The 19,711-nt window shown below is 67.5% G+C and carries 19 protein-coding genes; 9 read left to right on the forward strand and 10 right to left on the reverse strand.

The features are described from left to right. Positions 1-188: 188 nt before the first annotated feature. Complete coding sequence (locus RT456_RS13755) at positions 189-728, reverse strand: DUF924 family protein (protein WP_313347570.1); 540 nt, start codon at positions 726-728, stop codon at positions 189-191. 53 nt (positions 729-781) lie between these two features. Continuing rightward, a complete protein-coding gene (locus RT456_RS13760) occupies positions 782-1,558 on the reverse strand; it encodes an AMP nucleosidase (protein WP_313347572.1) in 777 nt (258 codons plus the stop codon). A gap of 166 nt (positions 1,559-1,724) precedes the next feature. Between RT456_RS13760 and RT456_RS13765 the strand changes: the two genes are divergently transcribed. The 8 genes from RT456_RS13765 (at position 1,725) to RT456_RS13800 (ending at position 9,521) form a co-directional block, all read left to right on the forward strand. Next, positions 1,725-3,134 (forward strand): amidohydrolase, encoded by a 1,410-nt coding sequence (locus tag RT456_RS13765; RefSeq protein WP_313347574.1) that lies wholly within the window; start codon positions 1,725-1,727, stop codon positions 3,132-3,134. A 56-nt stretch (positions 3,135-3,190) separates the two neighbouring features. Beyond that, complete coding sequence (locus RT456_RS13770; RefSeq protein ID WP_313347666.1) at positions 3,191-4,447, forward strand: amidohydrolase family protein; 1,257 nt, start codon at positions 3,191-3,193, stop codon at positions 4,445-4,447. 169 nt (positions 4,448-4,616) lie between these two features. Beyond that, positions 4,617-5,252, forward strand: coding sequence for a DsbA family protein (locus RT456_RS13775; RefSeq protein WP_313347575.1), 636 nt, complete (start codon positions 4,617-4,619; stop codon positions 5,250-5,252). A gap of 83 nt (positions 5,253-5,335) precedes the next feature. After that, entirely contained in the window at positions 5,336-6,280 is a 945-nt protein-coding gene (locus RT456_RS13780) for a DegV family protein (protein ID WP_313347577.1), read from the forward strand. Positions 6,281-6,373: 93 nt separating this feature from the next. Beyond that, positions 6,374-6,721, forward strand: coding sequence for a hypothetical protein (locus tag RT456_RS13785; RefSeq protein WP_313347578.1), 348 nt, complete (start codon positions 6,374-6,376; stop codon positions 6,719-6,721). An 87-nt stretch (positions 6,722-6,808) separates the two neighbouring features. Next, entirely contained in the window at positions 6,809-7,774 is a 966-nt protein-coding gene (locus RT456_RS13790) for a L,D-transpeptidase (protein ID WP_313347579.1), read from the forward strand. 4 nt (positions 7,775-7,778) lie between these two features. Continuing rightward, entirely contained in the window at positions 7,779-8,531 is a 753-nt protein-coding gene (locus tag RT456_RS13795) for a M23 family metallopeptidase (RefSeq protein WP_313347581.1), read from the forward strand. Positions 8,532-8,660: 129 nt separating this feature from the next. Further along, the gene (locus RT456_RS13800; protein WP_313347583.1) at positions 8,661-9,521 is read left to right on the forward strand and encodes a PA4780 family RIO1-like protein kinase; all 861 of its coding nucleotides are present in this window, start codon (positions 8,661-8,663) and stop codon (positions 9,519-9,521) included. A 158-nt stretch (positions 9,522-9,679) separates the two neighbouring features. Here RT456_RS13800 and fghA read toward each other — a convergent pair whose 3' ends face one another. The 4 genes from fghA to RT456_RS13820 all read right to left on the reverse strand — a co-directional run bounded on the left by fghA (position 9,680) and on the right by RT456_RS13820 (position 13,629). Next, the gene (gene fghA / locus RT456_RS13805) at positions 9,680-10,510 is read right to left on the reverse strand and encodes an S-formylglutathione hydrolase (protein ID WP_313347585.1); all 831 of its coding nucleotides are present in this window, start codon (positions 10,508-10,510) and stop codon (positions 9,680-9,682) included. A gap of 14 nt (positions 10,511-10,524) precedes the next feature. After that, on the reverse strand, positions 10,525-11,634 hold the full coding sequence (locus RT456_RS13810) for an S-(hydroxymethyl)glutathione dehydrogenase/class III alcohol dehydrogenase (protein ID WP_313347587.1): 1,110 nt from the start codon (positions 11,632-11,634) through the stop codon (positions 10,525-10,527). Between the two features lie 55 nt (positions 11,635-11,689). Then, positions 11,690-11,965, reverse strand: a complete 276-nt coding sequence (locus RT456_RS13815; RefSeq protein ID WP_313347588.1) for a metal/formaldehyde-sensitive transcriptional repressor — start codon at positions 11,963-11,965, stop codon at positions 11,690-11,692. Positions 11,966-12,084: 119 nt separating this feature from the next. Beyond that, positions 12,085-13,629: an arylsulfatase gene (locus RT456_RS13820; RefSeq protein ID WP_313347590.1), complete on the reverse strand. Its 1,545-nt coding sequence runs from the start codon at positions 13,627-13,629 to the stop codon at positions 12,085-12,087. Positions 13,630-14,075: 446 nt separating this feature from the next. Here RT456_RS13820 and RT456_RS13825 point away from each other — a divergent pair, with 446 nt between their 5' ends. Then, positions 14,076-15,026 carry a cation diffusion facilitator family transporter gene (locus RT456_RS13825; protein WP_313347592.1) on the forward strand — a complete coding sequence of 317 codons (951 nt, stop codon included), beginning with the start codon at positions 14,076-14,078 and terminating at the stop codon, positions 15,024-15,026. Here the strand turns inward: RT456_RS13825 and RT456_RS13830 are convergent. From RT456_RS13830 to RT456_RS13845, 4 genes are all read right to left on the reverse strand, one after another. Further along, positions 14,989-15,234: a hypothetical protein gene (locus tag RT456_RS13830; protein ID WP_313347594.1), complete on the reverse strand. Its 246-nt coding sequence runs from the start codon at positions 15,232-15,234 to the stop codon at positions 14,989-14,991. The two genes, RT456_RS13825 and RT456_RS13830, sit on opposite strands and share 38 nt — an antisense overlap. 66 nt (positions 15,235-15,300) lie before the next feature. Further along, positions 15,301-17,139 carry a methyl-accepting chemotaxis protein gene (locus RT456_RS13835; protein WP_313347596.1) on the reverse strand — a complete coding sequence of 613 codons (1,839 nt, stop codon included), beginning with the start codon at positions 17,137-17,139 and terminating at the stop codon, positions 15,301-15,303. Between the two features lie 303 nt (positions 17,140-17,442). Next, positions 17,443-18,423, reverse strand: coding sequence for a helix-turn-helix domain-containing protein (locus tag RT456_RS13840; protein ID WP_313347598.1), 981 nt, complete (start codon positions 18,421-18,423; stop codon positions 17,443-17,445). 339 nt (positions 18,424-18,762) lie between these two features. Next, positions 18,763-19,644, reverse strand: a complete 882-nt coding sequence (locus RT456_RS13845) for an AraC family transcriptional regulator (protein ID WP_313347600.1) — start codon at positions 19,642-19,644, stop codon at positions 18,763-18,765. Between the last annotated feature and the right edge of the window lie 67 nt (positions 19,645-19,711).

A 19,711-nucleotide genomic window follows, 5' to 3' on the forward strand; every position in this document is an offset into this window, starting at 1 on the left:
CGGTGCCAACGCCGGTGGGGCGAGTGCGGGGCCGCCATGCCCTTGCGGCGAAGTAAAGGAGGAGGGGGCGGCCGCAGGCCGACGCCGGGGGACATTCGCAGGCAAGGGTATGGCGGCCCCGCGCTCGCTCCACCGGCAGCCGCGCCAGATTCACCGTGCACGTCCGTCAGATTGGAGAAGACCCTTTTTCAGCCAGCAAACCCGCCCTCGGCGAGATAATCCAACTCTTCGGGCGTCGGCATCCGCCCCAGCACCGCATTGCGGTGCGGGAAGCGCCCGAAGCGGCGGATGATGTCGCGGTGCAGTTCGGCGAACTGCAGGTATTCCTTGTCGCCCAGCACGTCGAACATCGCCACCGAGCGTTCCTGGTCCTGCGGATCTTCCGAGTGCTCGAACGGCAGGTAGATGAAGGCGCGCAGCTTGGGCACCAGCTGCAGGTCCAGCCCCTCTTCCACCGCGCGCATCGCGTAGTGGCGGGCCAGGCCGTCGGTGGCATAGGAATGGGCCGTGTCGCGGAAACAATTGCGCGGGAACTGGTCGAGCAGGATCATCAACGCCAGCGCGCCATCGGCCGATTCCAGCCAATGCTCGCGCGCACGCCGCGCGGCCGCGTAGTGTTCGTCGAGGAATGCCTCGCGGAAACGCGCATCGAACGCGTCATCGCGCGCGAACCACTTCTGTGGCCCCGCGTTGCGCCAGAATTCCACTACCTGTGCCGCCACGTCCATTCAATACCCCTGCGGGCGGCGCGCCCCCAGGGCGCCCACCCAAGCCATTACCATCACTCGTCAAAGCGCAGGTGGCGGACCGACTTGCCGTTGCGCCGTATAAGCTTAAGCGCCTCGATACCGATCTGGATATGGTTTTCGACGAACTGGGAGCTCACCTTGGCGTCGGAGGCCTCGGTCTTGACCCCGTCGGGGATCATCGGCTGGTCGGACACCAGCAGCAGCGCACCGATCGGAATGTGGTTCGCAAAGCCCGCCGCGAACAGCGTGGCCGTCTCCATGTCGATGGCCATGCAGCGCATCAGCCGCAGCTTCTCCTTGAACGCCTCGTCGTGCTCCCACACCCGCCGGTTGGTGGTGTAGACCGTGCCGGTCCAGTAGTCGTGGCCCAGGTCGCGGATGGTGGTCGACACCGCACGCTGCAGCGCGAAGGCCGGCAGCGCCGGTACTTCCGGCGGCAGGTAGTCCGACGAAGTGCCCTCGCCACGGATCGCGGCGATCGGCAGGATCATGTCGCCCAGCTGGTTCTTGCGCTTGAGCCCGCCGCATTTGCCCAGGAACAGCACCGCCTTCGGCATCACCGCCGACAGCAGGTCCATCACGATGGCCGCGTTGGGACTGCCCATGCCGAAGTTGATCAGGGTGATGTCGTCGCTGGTCACGCTGGCCATCGGCCGGTCCATGCCCTGGATGGGCGCGCCGGTGAGCTGGGAGAAGGTGTGCAGGTAGCCACCGAAGTTGGTCAGCAGCACGTGCTGGCCGAACTGGTCCAGCGGCACGCCGGTGTAGCGCGGCAGCCAGTTTTCCACGATTTCCTGTTTGTTCTTCATCGCGCTTCCGTCATGCAGGTCGTTCAGTGCGGCAATTCTGGTGCAGTTGCACGAATAAGCAAGCCAACCACGCAGCGGCCGGCACCGCGCAGGCGGTTCGCCACTTGGCAAGGCCGCGGCCAGCGGATAGCGTCAACGGGTTCGTTCATGCCACACCGGGGAAAACATGCGCACTCGATTGACCGCTGGGCTCGGCCTGGCGCTGTTCACACTGGCCGCACCGTCCGCGCCGGCCGCCTCGCGGTTCACGCAGGATCCGTATCCGAGCACCTATGCGCCCATCGCATCAGCACCGGTGCTGATCCGCAATGCCACCGTGCTGACCGGCACCGGCACGCGGTTGGAGCAGGCCGACGTGCTGCTGCGCGACGGCCGCATTGCCGCGGTTGGTACGGCGCTGGCCGTTCCCGCCGATGCGGTGCAGGTCGATGGCAGCGGCAAGTGGGTCACCCCGGGCATCATCGACGTGCATTCGCACCTGGGCGTGTACCCCAGCCCCGGCGTCAGCGCGCACAGCGATGGCAACGAGATGACCGCACCGGTCACCGCCAATGTCTGGGCCGAGCATTCGGTATGGCCGCAGGACCCCGGGTTTGCCGCGGCACTGGCCGGCGGCGTGACCTCGATGCAGGTGCTGCCCGGCTCGGCCAACCTGGTGGGCGGACGCGGCGTGACGCTGAAGAACGTTCCGGCCACCACCTACCAGGCCATGAAGTTTCCCGGTGCGCCGTGGGGCCTGAAGATGGCGTGCGGCGAGAACCCCAAGCGCGTGTACGGCGGCGGCAAGGGCGTGGCACCGGGCACCCGCATGGGCAACGTGGCCGGTTACCGCGCCGCCTTCATCGATGCCAGCGAGTACCTGGCCAAGAACGCACCGAAGAAGGTCAAGCGCAAGCGCTGGTTCGGCGGCAGTGACAAGGGCGACAGCGCCGGGGACACCGGCGGCAAGCGCGACCTGAAGCTGGATACGCTGGCCGGCGCCATCGACGGCGACATCCGCGTGCACATCCACTGCTACCGCGCCGATGAAATGGCGACCATGCTGGACCTGTCCAAGGAATTCGGCTTCAAGATCGCCGCCTTCCACCACGGCGTGGAGGCCTACAAGCTCGCCGACCGGCTGGCCGCCGAGGGCGTGTGCGGCGCGCTGTGGGCCGATTGGTGGGGCTTCAAGATGGAGGCATTCGATGGCATCCAGGAGAACATCGCACTGGTCGACCGCCCGGCCAACAGCTGCGCGATCGTCCATTCCGATTCGCCCGAAGGCATCCAGCGGCTCAACCAGGAGGCTGCCAAGGTGATCGCCAACGCGCGCCGTGCCGGCATGCAGATTGCCCCGGAACGCGCGATCGGCTGGCTGACGTACAACGCCGCGCGCTCGCTCGGCGTGGAGAAGCAGACCGGCAGCCTGGAGGTGGGCAAGATGGGCGACGTGGTGGTCTGGAATGGCAGCCCCTTCAGCTCCTACGCACTGGCCGAAAAGGTCTACATCGACGGCCACCAGGTCTATGACCGCAATGACGTGCGCCGCCAGCCGCTGTCGGACTTCATGCTTGGCCAGGAGGCACGCCCGTGACCGTTCGTTCCCATGATCGACGCGCGCGCAGCGCCCGCACCCTGCAGCGCAGCCCGGTGCTGTTGGCCCAGCTCGCCCTGCTGGCCTTGCTGGGCGCCGCGCCCTCCAGCTGGGCGCAGGACCTGCTGATCCGCAACGCTACCGTGCACACTGCCAGCGCGCGCGGCAGCCTGGAGCACAGCGACGTGCTGGTCCAGGGTGGGGTGATCCGCGCCGTGGGCACCGGCCTGGCCGCACCGGCCGGCGCCACGGTGGTGGAGGCCAACGGCCGCCCGCTGACACCGGCGTTCTTCGGCGGCATCACCGATATCGGCATCGACGAGGTGTCCGGCGAGTCGACCACCGTGGACAGTGGGCTGAAGCTTCAGGACCAGCCCATGCGCCCGGAGTTCGACGTCACCCTGGCCTACAACCCGGCCTCGGTGCTGATTCCGGTCGCGCGGCTGGACGGCATCGGCTTCACTGCATTGGGGGCCAACACCGACGGCAGTTTCATCGCCGGCCAGGGCGGGGTGATGCGGCTGGACGGCAGCGCCGATCCGATCGGCCCACGGGCGTTGTTCATCCGGCTCGGTTCGTCCGGCGCCGAACTCACCGGCAGCTCGCGCGCGGCGCAGTGGATGCTGCTGGAGCAGATGGTGAGCGAAGCCCGCAACCGGGTGCCGGTCGATTCACCACATGCCCTGCTCACCCCCGCCGGCCGCGCCACGTTGGCGCGCTACCTGGCGGGCCAGGGCCGGCTGGTGGTGGAGGTGGACCGCGCGGCGGACATCCGCCAGCTGCTGCGCTGGGCCGCACGCGAGAACGTCAGCATCGCCATTGCCGGCGGTGCCGAGGCGTGGCGGGTGGCGCCGTTGCTGGCCCAGGCGAACGTGCCGGTGTTCGTGGATGCGCTGGGCAACCTGCCCGCCAGCTTCGACCAGTTGGGCGCAACGCTGGAAAACGCGGCACGCCTGCAGGCCGCCGGCGTACAGGTCAGCTTCGCCCAGCGCGACGACGCCTCGCACAACGCGCGCAAGATGCGCCAACTGGCCGGCAACGCAGTGGCCAACGGTCTGCCCTGGCAGGCCGGCCTGGCGGGCCTGACCCGGGTGCCGGCGCAGGTGCTGGGCGTGGGCGACCGGCTGGGCAGCATCGAGCCGGGCAAGCTGGCCGACCTGGTGTTGTGGGACGGCGATCCGCTGGATGTGGCCCACTACGCCGAGCAGGTCTGGCTGGGCGGGCGGGCGATGCCGATGCGTTCGCGCCAGACCGAGCTGCGCGACCGCTACGCCGCACCGGCTGGCACCGAGCCGCGCGCATACTCGCGCTGAGGACGGGAACCGGGCCCGGCCCGGCAGCCCCCCGTAGAGCCAGGCCCTGCCTGGCTGAGATCCGTAGCGCCAGGCCCTGCCTGGCTGAGATCCGTAGAGCCAGGCCCTGCCTGGCTGAGATCCGTAGCGCCAAGCCCTGCCTGGCTGACGCCCGCCGCCAAGGAAATCCATGAACCTGCGTTGGTACTTCGATTTCGTCTCGCCGTTCGCCTACCTGCACTGGCAGCAGCTCAAGACCCTGCCGCAGTTCGAGCGGATCACCCCGGTGCCGATCGCCTTCGGCGCGGTCCTGCACCACCTGGGCAACCTCGGCCCGGCCGAGATCCCGGCCAAACGCCGCTTCGCCTACCGGCAGGTGCTGTGGCAGGCGCAGCAGCAGGGCGCCATCCTGCGCTTTCCACCGGGCCATCCGTTCAACCCGCTGCCCGCACTGCGCCTGTGCCTGGCCGCAGGGGCGACGCCGGCGGCAGTGGACATCCTGTTCAACTGGATCTGGCGCGACGGTCGCGCCGCCGATACCCCGCAGGCGCTGGCCCTGCCCGGGGCGATGCTGGACATCGCCAACGTCGCAGCGGCGGTGGCGGCGCTCTCGGTGAAGGAACAGCTGCGCCAGAACACCGAGGCAGCCATCGCCGCCGGCGTGTTCGGGGTCCCCACCCTGGCCATCGACGGCGAGCTGTTCTGGGGCAACGAGGCCCACCCGCTGATCGAGACGGTGCTGGCCGATCCGGGCCTGCTGCTGCAGCCGGAATGGCAACGGGTGCTGGACCTGCCGGTCGCGGTGGAGCGCAGCCGCCCAAGCTGACCGGCCTGGTCAGGCAACGGGACCGTTTTTGAGATAGCTTTCACACTTTCGAACCGACACCCTGCCTGGAGGGGGCAAACAGGATGCGCATCGGAATCGTGGTCGACTCTGCCTGTGATCTACCGCAGGACTTCATCCAGCAGCACAACATCGTGCTGCTGCCCATTACCGTGCGGATCGGCGAGGCCGTGCTGGCCGACCACCGCGACGAACAGGCGACCTTGAGTTTCCTGCATGCCCATGTCGCCGAGAACGGCGCCGAGGCGGAAACCATTCCCTTCAGCGTGGTGCAGATCCGCGATCTGTTCCTGGGCAAGCTGGTGATCGATTACGACCATGTGTTCTGCATGACGATCACCAAGACCCGCAGCCCGATCTACGACAACGCGATGCAGGCCAGCTTCGCGATCCTCAACGACTACAAGCCGGTGCGCCAGGCGGCAGGCTTCAATTCGCCGTTCGCGCTGCGGGTACTGGACACCCAGAACCTGTTCGCCGCGCAGGGCATCACCGCCGTGGAAGCCGTGCGGCTGCGCGACAGCGGCGCCGGCGTGCAGCAGATCCGCGAACGGCTGGAACAGCTGGCGTTGAACGTGCACGGCTACATGGTCACCCGCGATCTGTACTACATGCGCGCCCGCGCCCGCCACAAGGGCGACCGCAGCGTGGGCCTGATCAGTGCCGCGCTGGGCAGTGCGCTGGACATCAAGCCGGTGCTGCACGGGTACCGCGGCACCACCGGTCCGGTGGCCAAGATCAAGGGCTTCGACAATGCGGTGCAGAAGCTGTTCGACTTCGTCGGCCAGCGGGTCAAGGGCGGACTGATGACCCCCACCGTGTGCGTCAGCTACGGTGGCGAACTGGCCGACCTGCAGGCGCTGCCGGGCTACGCCAGCCTGCGGGATACCTGCAAGGCACATGGCGTGGACCTGTACGAATCGGTGATGAGCCTGACCGGCATGGTCAACGTCGGCAAGGGTGCGGTCACCATCGGGTTCGCCGACGAACCGCATACGTTCGCCGCCTGAGCCCGCACGCTGGGCCGCCATCATGGCGGTCCAGCCACCCGGCCGTTCCTGCACACCGATTCCACCGCGCGTCTGCCAACCTTGCCGCATTCAATGGAGGCAACCATGTCGCAGTACTTCATCAGCCTGCCGGACCCGTCCAAGGCCCGTGGCAACGATTCCGATCTTTCCTTCCACTCGCAGAGCGCGGCCGGCTTCGCCGAGGAGCTGCAGGACGCGCTGCGCACCACCTCGCTGTTCGACCGCTGGCGCGCCAAGCAGCCCGACCCGGACGCGGTCGACGCGCAGTGGGGCGTGACCGATCCGGCGGCCACCGTCACCGGGGAACAGAAAGACCTGCGCATCAACCTGGTGGCGACCACCACGCTCAACAGCGATGTGTTCAAGGAACGCCTGCGCCTGCTCGCCGGCCACCATTGGGAACTGCGCGACGTGCGCTGACTGGCGGTCAGCTTCCCGTCAGGCATTTCACAGGGCTCGTGCAGGGCGCTCCGGCATGGTGAGGTTGAACCTGCCCTGGAGTACCCGATGCGACTGCGATTGCCTGCTTCTGCTTCCCTCCTCGCCCTGGCATTGGCTGCCGCGGTCCCCGCGATGGCGCAGGCACCCGCTGCACTGCCGGCCCCGATCGCCGAAGGCAGCACGCTGGCCACCGGACCGCGTTCGGATCTGCATGCGCAGGTATTGCTGGACCGGGCACACTTCTCGCCGGGCCAGATCGACGGCCTGCTGGGCTCCAACCAGAAGCGCGCCGTGGCCGGTTTCCAGGCCGCGCGTGGGTTGAAGGTGACCGGTGAGCTGGACGATGCCACCTGGCAGGCACTGCAGCCGGACAGCGCGCCGCCGCTGGTGAGCTACACGCTCACCGCCGACGACGTGGCCGGACCGTTCCAGCCCATTCCAAAGAAGCCCGCCGACCAGGCCAAGCTCAAGACGCTGGGCTTCAGCTCGGTCGGCGAGGCGCTCGGCGAGCGCTTCCATGCCGATCCGAAACTGCTGCAGGCATTGAACCCCGGCGTGGACCTGGGCAAGGCCGGCAGCGCGATCCAGGTCCCCAACATCGCACCGGCGGCATTGCCGAAGGCCGCCAAGCTGGTAATCGACAAGTCCGATTCCACGCTGCGCCTGTACGACGCGGCGGGCAAGGTCTACGCGCAGTTCCCGGTGTCGTCGGGCAGCAAGCATGATCCGCTGCCGATCGGGGAATGGAAGATCCTGGGGATCTCGCGCGATCCGCCGTTCCACTACAACCCCAAGCTGTTCTGGGATGCCAAGGCCGGTGACCGCAAGGCCACCCTGCCGCCGGGCCCGAACAATCCGGTCGGGAAGGTCTGGATCGACATCTCCAAGCCGCATTACGGCCTGCACGGCACGCCCGAGCCGGGCCATGTGGGCAAGACCGAATCGCACGGCTGCGTGCGCATGACCAACTGGGACGCACTGCAGGTGGCCGACGCGGTAGACGCCTCGGTGCCTGTGGTGATGCAGGAGTAATACGATGATGCTGACGCGACTGCTGGCGCTGGGTGTGGTGGTGGGCGTTGCTGGCTGGTGGTTGCTGGCGCCGGATGGGGATGCTGAGGGTGCCGCGGCGGCGCCTGCTGCGTCCGGGGTGGTGCAGAGCCGGCCAGCGGCCGGCACCACCGGGCGCCTGAACGCTACCGCCGAGGGCAGCCAAGCAGGGCCTGGCGCCACGGGATCGTCGACGGCGGGCGTTGCCAGGGTTTCCGAAGGCCAACCGACGGCCGGTGCTGCCGGGGGAGCCATGGTTGCCGAGGGCCGGCTGACGGCGGGCGCTACCGCAGCTCCTTCCGGGCTGCTGCTGCCTGTGCAGGGGATCACCCCTTCGCAGCTGCAGGACACCTTCACCGACGCGCGCAGCGAAGGGCGGGTGCACGATGCGATCGACATCCTGGCGCCGGATGGCACCCCGGTGCTGGCAGTGGCCGACGGCACCATCGAAAAACTGTTCAACAGCGAGCGCGGCGGGCTGACGGTGTACCAGTTCGAGCCCGGTGGCACCTACTGCTACTACTACGCGCACCTGCAGCGGTATGCGGACGGCCTGGCCGAGAAGCAGGTGGTCAAGCGCGGCGACGTGATCGGCTATGTCGGCAGCACCGGCAACGCCAGCCCCGATGCCCCGCACCTGCACTTCGAGATCCACCGGCTGGGCGCGGAAAAGCAGTGGTGGAAGGGCGAGTCTCTCAACCCCTACCCGGTGCTGCGCGGCGAGCAGGCCCTGCCCTGACCGGGTCCCGGGCGCGGTGAGCTGAACCGGGAGGCCCGCCGGATTGGCCCCGTCGTCCCGAAGGTGCGAGAATCCCCGACCCTCCCTTGCAGGCCGGCGCACCGCCGCCCGCCCCTTACCCGAGCCTACGTGAAGACCCCCGAAAGCCTGCAGGCGCTGATCGAAGACGGCGTGATCGACGAAGTACTGCGTCCGCTGAAGAGCGGCAAGGAAGCAGCCGTGTATGTGGTACGCAGCGGCGACGACGTGCGCTGCGCCAAGGTCTACAAGGACATGGCACAGCGCAGCTTCAAGCAGCGCGTGCAGTACCAGGAAGGCCGCAAGGTGCGCGGCAGCCGCGAGGCCCGTGCGGTCGGCAAGGCCAGCAACTACGGCCGCAAGCAGCAGGAAACCGCCTGGAAGAACACCGAGGTCGATGCGCTGTACCAGCTGCGCGACGCCGGCGTGCGCGTGCCCGAGCCGCATGGATACTTCCATGGCGTGCTGGTGATGGAACTGGTCACCGACGCCGAAGGGTTCTCCGCCGCCCGCCTGGGCGAAGTGGAACTGGAGGCCGACCAGGCCCGTGAGTTCCACCAGGTGCTGGTGCGCCAGGTGGTGCTGATGCTGTGCTGCGGCCTGATCCACGGCGACCTGTCGCCGTACAACGTGCTGGTCGGTCCGGATGGCCCGGTGGTGATCGACTTCCCGCAGGTGGTCAGCGCCGGCGGCAACAACGCCGCACGCAGCATGCTGCTGCGCGACGTCAACAACCTCACCGCCTACCTGGGGCGTTCGGCGCCGGAGCTGCTGGACACCTGGTACGGCGAAGAGATGTGGGCGATGTTCGAGGCCGGCGAGCTGCTGCCCGACAGCCCGCTCACCGGCACCTTCGTGCACGACGCGTCCACCATCGACCTGGACAGCGTGCGCCACGCCATCAACGATGCGCGCGAAGAGGCGCTGATCCGCCAGCAGGGCCGCGAGGCCGCGGAAGAAGACGACGATTGATCTGCCGCAGGACACGCATGGCGTGTCCGTGCGATGGATGATCCGCTGGACACGCATGGCGTGTCCCTACGTGGTGCCGACCCGGCGGTAGAGCCACGCCCTGCGTGGCTGCGCGGTGCCGATCGAAGCGCAGCCACGCAGAGCGTGGCTCTACGCCGTTACGCCTTCAGCGCCTTGGCGTGATGCGCGATGTGCTCACCGATGAAGCTGGCAATGAAGTAGTAGCTGTGGTCGTACCCCGGCTGCAGGCGCAACTGCAGCGGATGCCCCGCCGCGGTGCACGCCGCCTGCAGCCACTGCGGCTGCAGTTGGGTATCGAGGAACTCGTCGCCACCGCCCTGGTCTACCAGCAACGGCAGCTTCTCCGTTGCCGTTGCCACCAGCTCGCTGGCATCCCAGGCGGCCCACGTTGCACGATCTTCGCCCAGATACGCGGCAAACGCCTTCTGCCCCCACGGCACCCGCGTCGGTGCCACGATCGGCGAAAACGCCGACACGCTGCGGTAACGGCCCGGGTTGCGCAGCGCGATCACCAGCGCGCCGTGCCCGCCCATCGAATGCCCGCTGATACCGCGCGCGTCGTTGGCCGGCAGGTGGGCCTCGATCAGCGCCGGCAGCTCCTGCACGATGTAGTCGTACATGCGGTAGTGCTTCGCCCACGGCTGCTCGGTGGCGTTGAGGTAGAACCCGGCGCCCTTGCCGAGGTCATAGCCCTCGGCGTCTGCAACGTCGTCGCCGCGCGGGCTGGTGTCGGGCGCCACCAGGATCACCCCGTGGTCGGCGGCATAGCGCTGCGCACCGGCCTTGGTGATGAAGTTCTGCTCGGTGCAGGTCAACCCGCTCAGCCAGTACAGCACCGGCAGCTTCTGCGTGGCCGCCTGCGGCGGCAGGTAGACCGCCACCTTCATGTCACAGCCCAGCACCTGTGAACGGTGCTGGTAGACGTCCTGCCAACCGCCACAGGCGGCGCGATGTTCGATGCGTTCCATGGGCTCGGGCCTGATCAGTAGTGGACGACGGAGCGGATCGACTTGCCTTCGTGCATCAGCTCGAAGGCGTCGTTGATCTGTTCCAGGTCCATGGTGTGGGTGACGAACGGCGCCAGCTCGATCTCGCCCTTCATCGCGTCCTCGACCATGCCCGGCAGCTGGCTGCGGCCCTTCACGCCGCCGAACGCGGTGCCCTTCCAGGACCGGCCGGTGACCAGCTGGAACGGACGCGTGGAGATTTCCTGGCCCGACCCGGCCACGCCGATGACCACCGACTGGCCCCAGCCACGGTGCGCGCATTCCAGCGCGGCACGCATCACGTTGACGTTGCCGATGCACTCGAAGGTGTGGTCCACGCCCCAGGTGGTCATCTCGACGATGACCTGCTGGATGGGCTTGTCGAAGTCCTTCGGGTTGATGCAGTCGGTGGCACCGAACTGCTTGGCCAGTTCGAACTTGGACGGGTTGGTGTCGATGGCGAAGATGCGGCCGGCCTTGGCCTGGCGCGCACCCTGGATCACCGCCAGGCCGATCCCACCCAGCCCGAACACCGCCACCGAATCCCCTTCCTGCACCTTGGCGGTGTTGTGCACCGCGCCGATGCCGGTGGTGACGCCGCAGCCCAGCAGGCAGACATGCTCCGGGTTGGCCTCCGGGTGGATCTTCGCCAACGAGACCTCCGCCACCACGGTGTACTCGCTGAAGGTGGAGCAGCCCATGTAGTGGTAGATCGGCTCGCCGTTGTAGCTGAAGCGGGTGGTGCCATCGGGCATCACGCCCTTGCCCTGGGTGGCGCGCACGGCCACGCACAGGTTGGTCTTGCCGCTCTTGCAGAACAGGCACTCGCCACACTCGGCGGTGTACAGCGGAATCACATGGTCGCCCGGCTTGACGCTGGTCACGCCCTCGCCCACTTCCACCACGATGCCCGCACCTTCGTGGCCCAGCACCGCCGGGAACAGGCCTTCGGGGTCATCGCCGGACAGGGTGAACGCGTCGGTATGACAGACACCGGTGTGGGTGATCCGGACCAGCACCTCACCCTTCTGCGGCGGGGCGACGTCGATCTCGACGATCTTCAGCGGCTCGCCAGCGGCGAAGGCAACAGCAGCACGGGACTTCATGGGGAATACTCCAGGACAAGGAACAGGACAGGACAGCGCGCGGTCGCCCGCACGCTTACTTCAGGTAGGAACGGATCAGCGCGCTCATGTCGCGCACGCGCTCGGCGCGCTGTGCGTCGGACTGCGCCGGCTGGCCGAATTCTTCGCGCAGGTGCGCTTCCATCACTTCGGACATCAGTCCGTTGACGGCGCCGCGGATCGCGGCGATCTGCTGCAGTACCGGCCCACACTCGGCCCCGGCCTCCAGCGCGCGGTCCAGCGCATCGCACTGGCCGCGGATGCGGCGCACGCGGGCCAGGACCTTCTTCTTTTCGTCGGGGGAATGCGGCATGCCAGGCAGGCCCAGAGAACTATACTGGGGGATAGTATACACACCCGCCCGCCGGGGTCACCCTGCCGCACCGCTGGGTGGCGCGACAAGGCGCCACCCAAGGGCTTGCGGGCGCGGCCCTACTTGCCCGCCACCGCGTCCTGCAGCTTCTCGATCGCCTGGTCGGCGGTGAAGGTGTTCGGCTTCTGCAGTTTCGGGAACTCCACGAACGTCTCGTTGAACTTCGTGAGCAGCGCGATCGCGCCGTACACGATGTACACATGGTTGAGATACCAGTCCCAGTAGGTGTTCGAGGTGACGTCTGCGAACTCGTAGGGGTCGGTGCGCAGGTTGTAGATCTTCGGAATGCGCATGGGCGTGAACGGTTCGCCCCAGATCTGCATCGTGCCCCTGCAGCGCTGTTCGATGAACGTGACCTTCCAGTTGTCGTAGCGGATGCCGAGGATGTCGCCATCATCGGAGATGTAGACGAACAGCTTGCGCGGCGATTTCTCCACTGCGCCGGTCAGCAGCGGCAGCAGGCTCACCCCGTCGATATGGTTCCTGTAGGTGCGCCCGATCGCCTTGACGCCTTTTTTGAGGTCCTCCACCACGGTCGTGTTGCCCGCCAGCTCCAGGAACGTCGGCAGCCAGTCGTGGTGCTGGATGATCTCGTTGGAGACCGTGCCCGGCTTGATCTTGCCGGGGTAGCGCGCGACCAGCGGAATGCGGAACGCGCCTTCCCAGTTGGTGTCCTTCTCGCTGCGGAACGGCGTGGTGCCGCCATCCGGCCACGAGTTGCGGTGCGGGCCGTTGTCGGTGGAGTACACCACCAGGGTGTCGTCGGCGATGCCCAGCTCATCCAGGTAGTCGAGCAGCGAGCCGACGTTGCGGTCATGGTCGATCATGGTGTCGTGGTAAGGCGACTGCCAGCGCCCGGCCTGTCCCAGGCTCTCTTCCTTGGTATGGGTGTACAGGTGCATGTGGGTGAAGTTCACCCAGACGAAGAACGGGGTGTCGTCGTCGGTGGCCTTCTTGATGAAGTCCTTCGCACGTTCGGCGAACTCGTCGTCGCAGGTCAGCATCCGCGTGCGGTTCAGCGGACCGGTGTCTTCGATCTTCTGCTTCCCCACGCGGCCCCAGCGCTTCTGCTCGGTGCTGTCGTCGGTGTCGGTGGCGAAGCTGTGGATCACCCCGCGCGGCTTGACGGTTTCGATGAAATCGCCGAACTCTTCCTCGGGGAAGTAGTCGTACATCTCCGGCTCTTCCTCGGCATTGAGGTGGTACAGATTGCCGTAGAACTCATCGAAGCCGTGATTGGTGGGCAGCATGTGGTTGAGATCGCCCAGGTGGTTCTTGCCGAACTGGCCGGTCGTGTAGCCTTCGTTCTTCAGCAGCGCGGCGATGGTGACGATCTTCTCGTTCATGCCCACCGGTGCGCCGGGAATGCCCACCTTGGAGAGACCGGTGCGCAGCACGCTCTGCCCGGTGATGAACGAGGAGCGGCCTGCCGTGCAGGACTGCTCGCCGTAGGAGTCGGTGAACCGCACGCCCTCGTTGGCGAGGCGGTCGATATTCGGCGTCTGGTAGCCCATCAGCCCATGCGTATAGCAGCTGAGGTTGGAGATGCCGATGTCATCCCCCCAGATCACCAGTATGTTGGGCTTTCCAGATGTGCTGGCCATGCGTTTCTCCAAGGGGCGTGAAGCCCAGATGGTCAACGCTCACGCTGCTGGCGGCCAGCGTGTTTCTACTTAAACCGTCTCAGTAAGTCTTCGACCGCGCGGACATCGGTGTCCGCACCGGGGTCGCTGCAGCGGCAGGCCGCACCCCGGCGGAGTGAAGCCTGCCCTGCGCCACGACGCGGGCCGATCAGGTCGGCGCGAAGCCGCGGGTGGTCTTCTTCTCGTTCTTTTCGGCCTTCTTTTCCTTGGCCGTCTTTGCAGGTTTCTTCTTCTGCTCTTTCTTGCTGTCCATACCCTTGGCCATGGTCGTACGCTCGCGGTTGGTAGGGCGCCAGCATGGCACATCCCGGGCGGGCAGGCGCACCGGTGGTCGGCGCCCCCCGCTGTGCACGCCACCGGTACGGCGGCAGCCGGATCATGGGCCTCCCCCCGCCCCTGCGAACACCATGGCCACACCGTCCGGCTCCCGTCTCGTCGTCTATGCCGCGCTGGTCGGCAACCTGTGCATCGCCATCGCCAAGTTCGTCGCCGCCGGCATCTCCGGCAGTTCGGCGATGCTGAGCGAGGGCGTGCACTCGCTGGTCGACACCACCAACGAAGTCCTGCTGCTGTACGGGCTGCACCGCGCGGACAAGAAGCCGGACACCGCCCACCCGTTCGGCTACGGCCGGGAGCTGTACTTCTGGAGCTTCATCGTGGCCCTGCTGGTGTTCGCCGCCGGCGCCGGGGTGTCCGCCTACGAAGGCATCCAGCACATCCGCCATCCAGAACCGGCCACCAACCACCTGCTGAGCTATGCGGTGCTGGGCATCTCCTTCCTGTTCGAAGGCGGCTCGTGGTGGATAGCGCTGCGCGAGTTCCGCGCCACCAAGGGCAGCCTGGGGTACTTCGAGGCGTTCCGGCGCAGCAAGGACCCGTCCACCTTCACCGTGCTGCTGGAAGACAGCGCCGCGCTGCTTGGGCTGGGCTTCGCGGCGATGGGCCTGGCCGCCGCCCAGCTGCTGGACATGCCGGTCCTGGATGGCGTGGCCTCGCTGTGCATCGCCGGGGTGCTGGCGGTCACCGCCTTCCTGCTGGCGCGCGAGACCAAGGGGCTGCTGGTTGGCGAGCCCGCCCATCCGGCGGTGGCCCAGCGCATCCTGGCCGTGGCCAACACCGACCCCGACCTGCGCACCGCCAACGGGGTCACCACCATGCAGATGGGCCCCGACCAGGTGGTGGCGATGCTGAGCGCCGAGTTCGAGGACGACCGCACCACGCCGCAGATCGAGGCCTGCATCACCCGCATCGAACGGGCGGTGAAAGGCGAGTACCCCGAACTGGTCGCCCTGTTCATCAAGCCGCAGACACCGGAAGTGTTCAACGCCCGGCGGGCGGCGCTTGCCGCTCCGCACTGAACGTGCGGACCCGGCGGTGGGGGTCGGCGCTGGAGCGGAACAGACCGGCCAGCACCGCCCCACCGGGGAGCGCAAGCAGATACATGGTGCCCGGGCTGTCCGCCCAGCGACCGTCGGCATGCGGGTAGCACATGTAGCCGTAGATCCCGGCCGCAAACAGAATGCCCGCCGCCAGGAACTTGAGCATCTCCTTCAATTCCACGTCCATCGTCCTCCTTCTCCGTACTGCATCCCTTGCCGGTGCCGTTTGTGTGTCGCCGGGGACCGGCGCGCGTCAGCGCACCGGCCTCGCCGCGTTCGCCATGCCGCGGCCGCCGAGCAGCGCCTGAACCGCACGCGCCGCGGAGGCTTCGCCCGCGTCGGTGCGGAACGCGGCCACCGTGCCCAGCAGCTGGGTGGCCTGCTCTTCCATGCTGCGCGCCGCCGCCGAGGCCTCCTCCACCAGGGCGGCGTTCTGCTGCGTGCTCTCGTCGATATGGTCCACGGCCTGGTTGATCTGGACGATGCTGTCGCTCTGCTGCTGCGCCGCCGCGCTGATGCCCGACATCAGCGCGCTGACCCGCTTCACGCCCAGCACGATCTCGTCCATGGTCCGCCCCGCCCCTTCGGCCAGCCGGCTGCCGGTGGCCACCTTGTCCACCGAGTCGCCGATCAGCTGCTTGATCTCCCGCGCCGCCGTGGACGAGCGCTGCGAGAGCGAGCGGATCTCCGAGGCCACCACCGCGAACCCCCGCCCATGTTCGCCCGCACGGGCGGCCTCCACCGCCGCATTGAGGGCCAGGATGTTGGTCTGGAACGCGATGCCGTCGATCACCCCGATGATGTCGACGATGCGATGCGACGACGCGGCGATCAGTGACATGGTCGAGACCACCTCCTGCACCGCCTGCCCGCCCTGCGCCGCCACGTCCACCGCCCCACCCGCCAGCTGGCTGGCCTGGCGCGCGTTGTCGGCGGTCTGCCGCACGTGGTCGGTGAGCCCCTGCAGCGATACCGCGGTTTCCTCCAGCGACGCAGCCTGCTGTTCGGTACGCCGCGACAGGTCATTGTTGCCCTCGGCGATCTCGCCCGCGCCGAGCGCCACGTTGTCGGCCACGCGCTTGATGCGGGCAATGATGGACGCCATGGACTCCACCAGCGCATTGATGCCGTTGCACAGCTCGGCGATCTCGCCGTGCATGCCGGCCGTCGCGATGCGGCCGGTGAGGTCACCCGCCTGCGCGGACGCCACCACCGCGCGCGTCTGTTCCACCGCACGCTGCAGGGCCTGTGCATCGCGGACCTGTGCGGTGATGTCGGTGGCGTACTTGACCACCTTGAACGGCCGGCCGTTCATGTCGCGGATCGGATTGTAGGACGCCTGGATCCACACCTCGCGGCCGTCCTTGCCCAGCCGCCGGTACTGGCCGGCGTCGTACTCGCCCCGGCCGAGTTTCTCCCAGAACGCGCGGTACTCCGCGCTCTGGCGGTACGCCGGCTCGGCGAACATGCCGTGGTGCTGGCCCTGCACCTCTTCCAGCGTATAGCCCACTGCGGCCAGGAAATTCTCGTTGGCGCGCAGGATGCGTCCGTCCAGGCCGAACTCGATCACCGCCTGGGACAGATCGATGGCGGCGAGCTGCCCGGCGAAGTCGGCGGCCTGGCGCTTCTCGGCGGTGATGTCGGTGGCGAACTTCACGACCTTGCAGGGGTGCCCGTTGCTGTCGAACACCGGGTTGTAAGAGGCCTGGATCCAGACCTCGCGCCCGCCCTTGCCCACCCGCCGGTACTGGCCGGCATCGAACTCGCCGCGCGCCAGCTTCGCCCAGAATGCACGGTATTCCGGGCTGCGGACCTGGTCGGGCTCGACGAACATCGAATGGTGCCGGCCGCGGACCTCCTCCAGCGTGTAGCCCACGGTCTGCAGGAAGTTCGGGTTGGCCGCCAGGATGGTGCCGTCCAGGTCGAACTCGATGACCGCCTGCACCCGGTGCAGCGCGGCAACCTGCGCGTCGAGGTCGGTCTGGTGGCGCAACGCGGCCGACCGCGCGGCGAGGCGGGCAGTGCGGAAGGGAAGCAGAACGGCGATGAGGCGATGCAGCGGCGAGCGCGTGACGGCGGCGGTAATGGGCATCATTCGATCCTCGGGTCCGACAAGCTGAAAGGGCTACGCCGGGCTGGAGGCCCGGTGGGAGTGCTCGATTGGCTTGGGGACTCACGAAGGTCGTCAGCGGGGCGACGTCGCTTGCGTGGGGTACAACAGGTACGACTGCGCTCATTGTAGCGGCGTGGAGCGCACAAGCTTGAGCATGACTTATGGCTACCTTTTGTGGCCGAGTTTACGTAGCTCCTGTACTACCGGTGTCGCAAGAATGCGCGGTCCCCGTGATGAGGTGCCGGCGCGGTGGGGGCTGCACGGCACCTCATCGCGGCGATATCAGCGGCTGCGCCGAAGCGCGCCGCGGCTGCGGCCCGCCTCGAGTGCGGCCGCCAGCTCAACCGAAGGATGGATGCCGAATATCTTTCGATACATGCCGGCAAAACGACACAGGTCCCACACGCCGAAGCGCGAGCAGATCAGGGTCACGGTGTCGCCGGGCCGTGCCTCGCGCAGCGCGCGCCGGATCACGTGCAGCCGTTCGATCATGTAGTACTGCTGCGGCCCCATGCCGAAGATCTCGTCGAACGCGCGATTCAGGGAACGCTGCGAGGTCCGCGCGCTCAGCGTGAGTTCGCCGATGGTCGCCTCGCCACGAATACTGCGCTGGATATGCTGCACGCTGCGGCTGATGATCTCGTTGCGCGACACGATCGGCCGCCCCCGGGAGCGGCGCGCGGCGTCGGAGCTGCCCAGCGCGATACAGCGCAGCAGTGCATGGATGACCTGCGCGCTGAAGGCGCGCCGCACCATCGGCGCCTCGAACAGGTGCGGGCGGCGCCGGTGTATCTTGAGCGCGCGCACCACCAGCGCGATGAGCTGGCTGATTTCTTCGCGGCCCACCAGCACCGCGTGGGTGCGATCCAGGCGCCCATCGACCAGACCGGATACCTCGCTGGCGCGCGCCTGCACGGCACCGGCGGCCAGGTCCAGCGCGATGAAGCGCGACGTGACGCGCGTTACCCCGTGCACCTCGGTGCCGGGCGCAAACCAGATGAACAGCTCGTCGGTCGCATGGTGCCCCTGCATGTAGGCCTCGCTGCCAGGCAACGTGATGTATGCGTGGTAGCGGCCTGCATGGCTCAAGCCCCGGTACATCATGGGCGCGCCATCCACACCCAGCATGGCGATCACATCCCCTGCATCGACTACCTCCAGCGTCCAGTCGCCATGCCCGCGTCCGGTGACGCGCATCTGGCCATCCACGCCCGCCACGGAGTCTGCGTACGCTTCAAAATCGTTGAACGTCAGGATCGCCATCTTGGTGGACGTAACCTCGAAGGGGAAGGCGTGCGGGCGGCGAGCATAGCGCCTCCATCACGCCTGCAAGAGGCTTGGGATCAACATTTTTTTTTGGCGGAATTTACGTAGACGGACCCATGCAGAGGCCAGAAAATCAGGGACGTTGTACGCGATGCAATCGCGTTGTCGACGTAACTGCCGCGGGCAGTCATTACCCTCGCGCGCACCTGACATGGTGGGCGTTTCGCCGTACCCGCGTATCGGTACTTCCACTGTCGCGGCGGCGGTAAATCTACTTGCCCGCACTATCCAGATTTCGCCATCGGCATGCGTTGCGCACGGAGGCGTGTCGCCGGATCAGTCGTCGCCACGCAGGCGGCTGGCATCGGTGGCCGGCGGGGCACCGAACAGGCGCGAATAGTCCCGGCTGAACTGCGAAGGGCTTTCATAGCCCACGGCATATCCGGCGTTGGCCGCTTCCAAGCCGGTGCTGACCATCAACCGGCGCGCCTCCTGCATGCGCAGCTGGGTACGGAATTCGAGCGGACTCATGGCGGTGACCGCCTTGAAATGCGCGTGGAATGTCGAACGGCTCATCCCTGCAATGGTGGCCACGTCCTCGATGCGGCACCCGTCCCGGAAGTTCGAGCGGATCCACAGGATGGCCCGTGCGATCTGCGCCTGGCGGCTGTCTGCGCGGGTCATCGCATGGATATCGCCGCCGTTGTCGGCGGTGAGCAGCCGGTACAGGATTTCGCGGATGGCCAGCGGCGCCAGCGCCGGCGCGTCGCCGGGTGCATCCAGCAGCCCCACCAGCCGCGTCACCGCATCCAAAAGCGCGGGCGTCATCCGGTTGAGGCTGAGCCCCACTGCCGTGCCGGCCGGCGCGTCGGCGCGTGGATGCTGCAGCGCCAGCTCACCGAGCAGCGCAGGGTCCAGGTCAAGCTGGAGGCTGAGGTAAGGCGCGGCGACACTGGCCTCGATCACCGCCCCCATCACCGGCAAGCCAACCGATGCCACCAGGTAGCTGGCCGGGTCGTAGTGGAACACGCGACTTCCCAGCGTGGCACGCTTGCGACCCTGCGCAACGAAGCACACGGTGGGTTCGTAGATCACCGGCATCGGCAACGTCGGTGTCGCACAGCGGATCAGCGTCACCCCGGGGAGCAGGCCATCGAACATGCCGTCATGCGGTGCATGCCGTGCGAGCGTGTCGCGGAACCGCGCAAGCTGGGTCATGGCGTAGCGTTCCGACGCGTGCAGGGGCCGTCATCATCGGACGACTTCGGACGATCGTGCAAGCATT

This window comes from Stenotrophomonas sp. (genome assembly GCF_032099025.1).
GTDB lineage: Bacteria > Pseudomonadota > Gammaproteobacteria > Xanthomonadales > Xanthomonadaceae > Stenotrophomonas.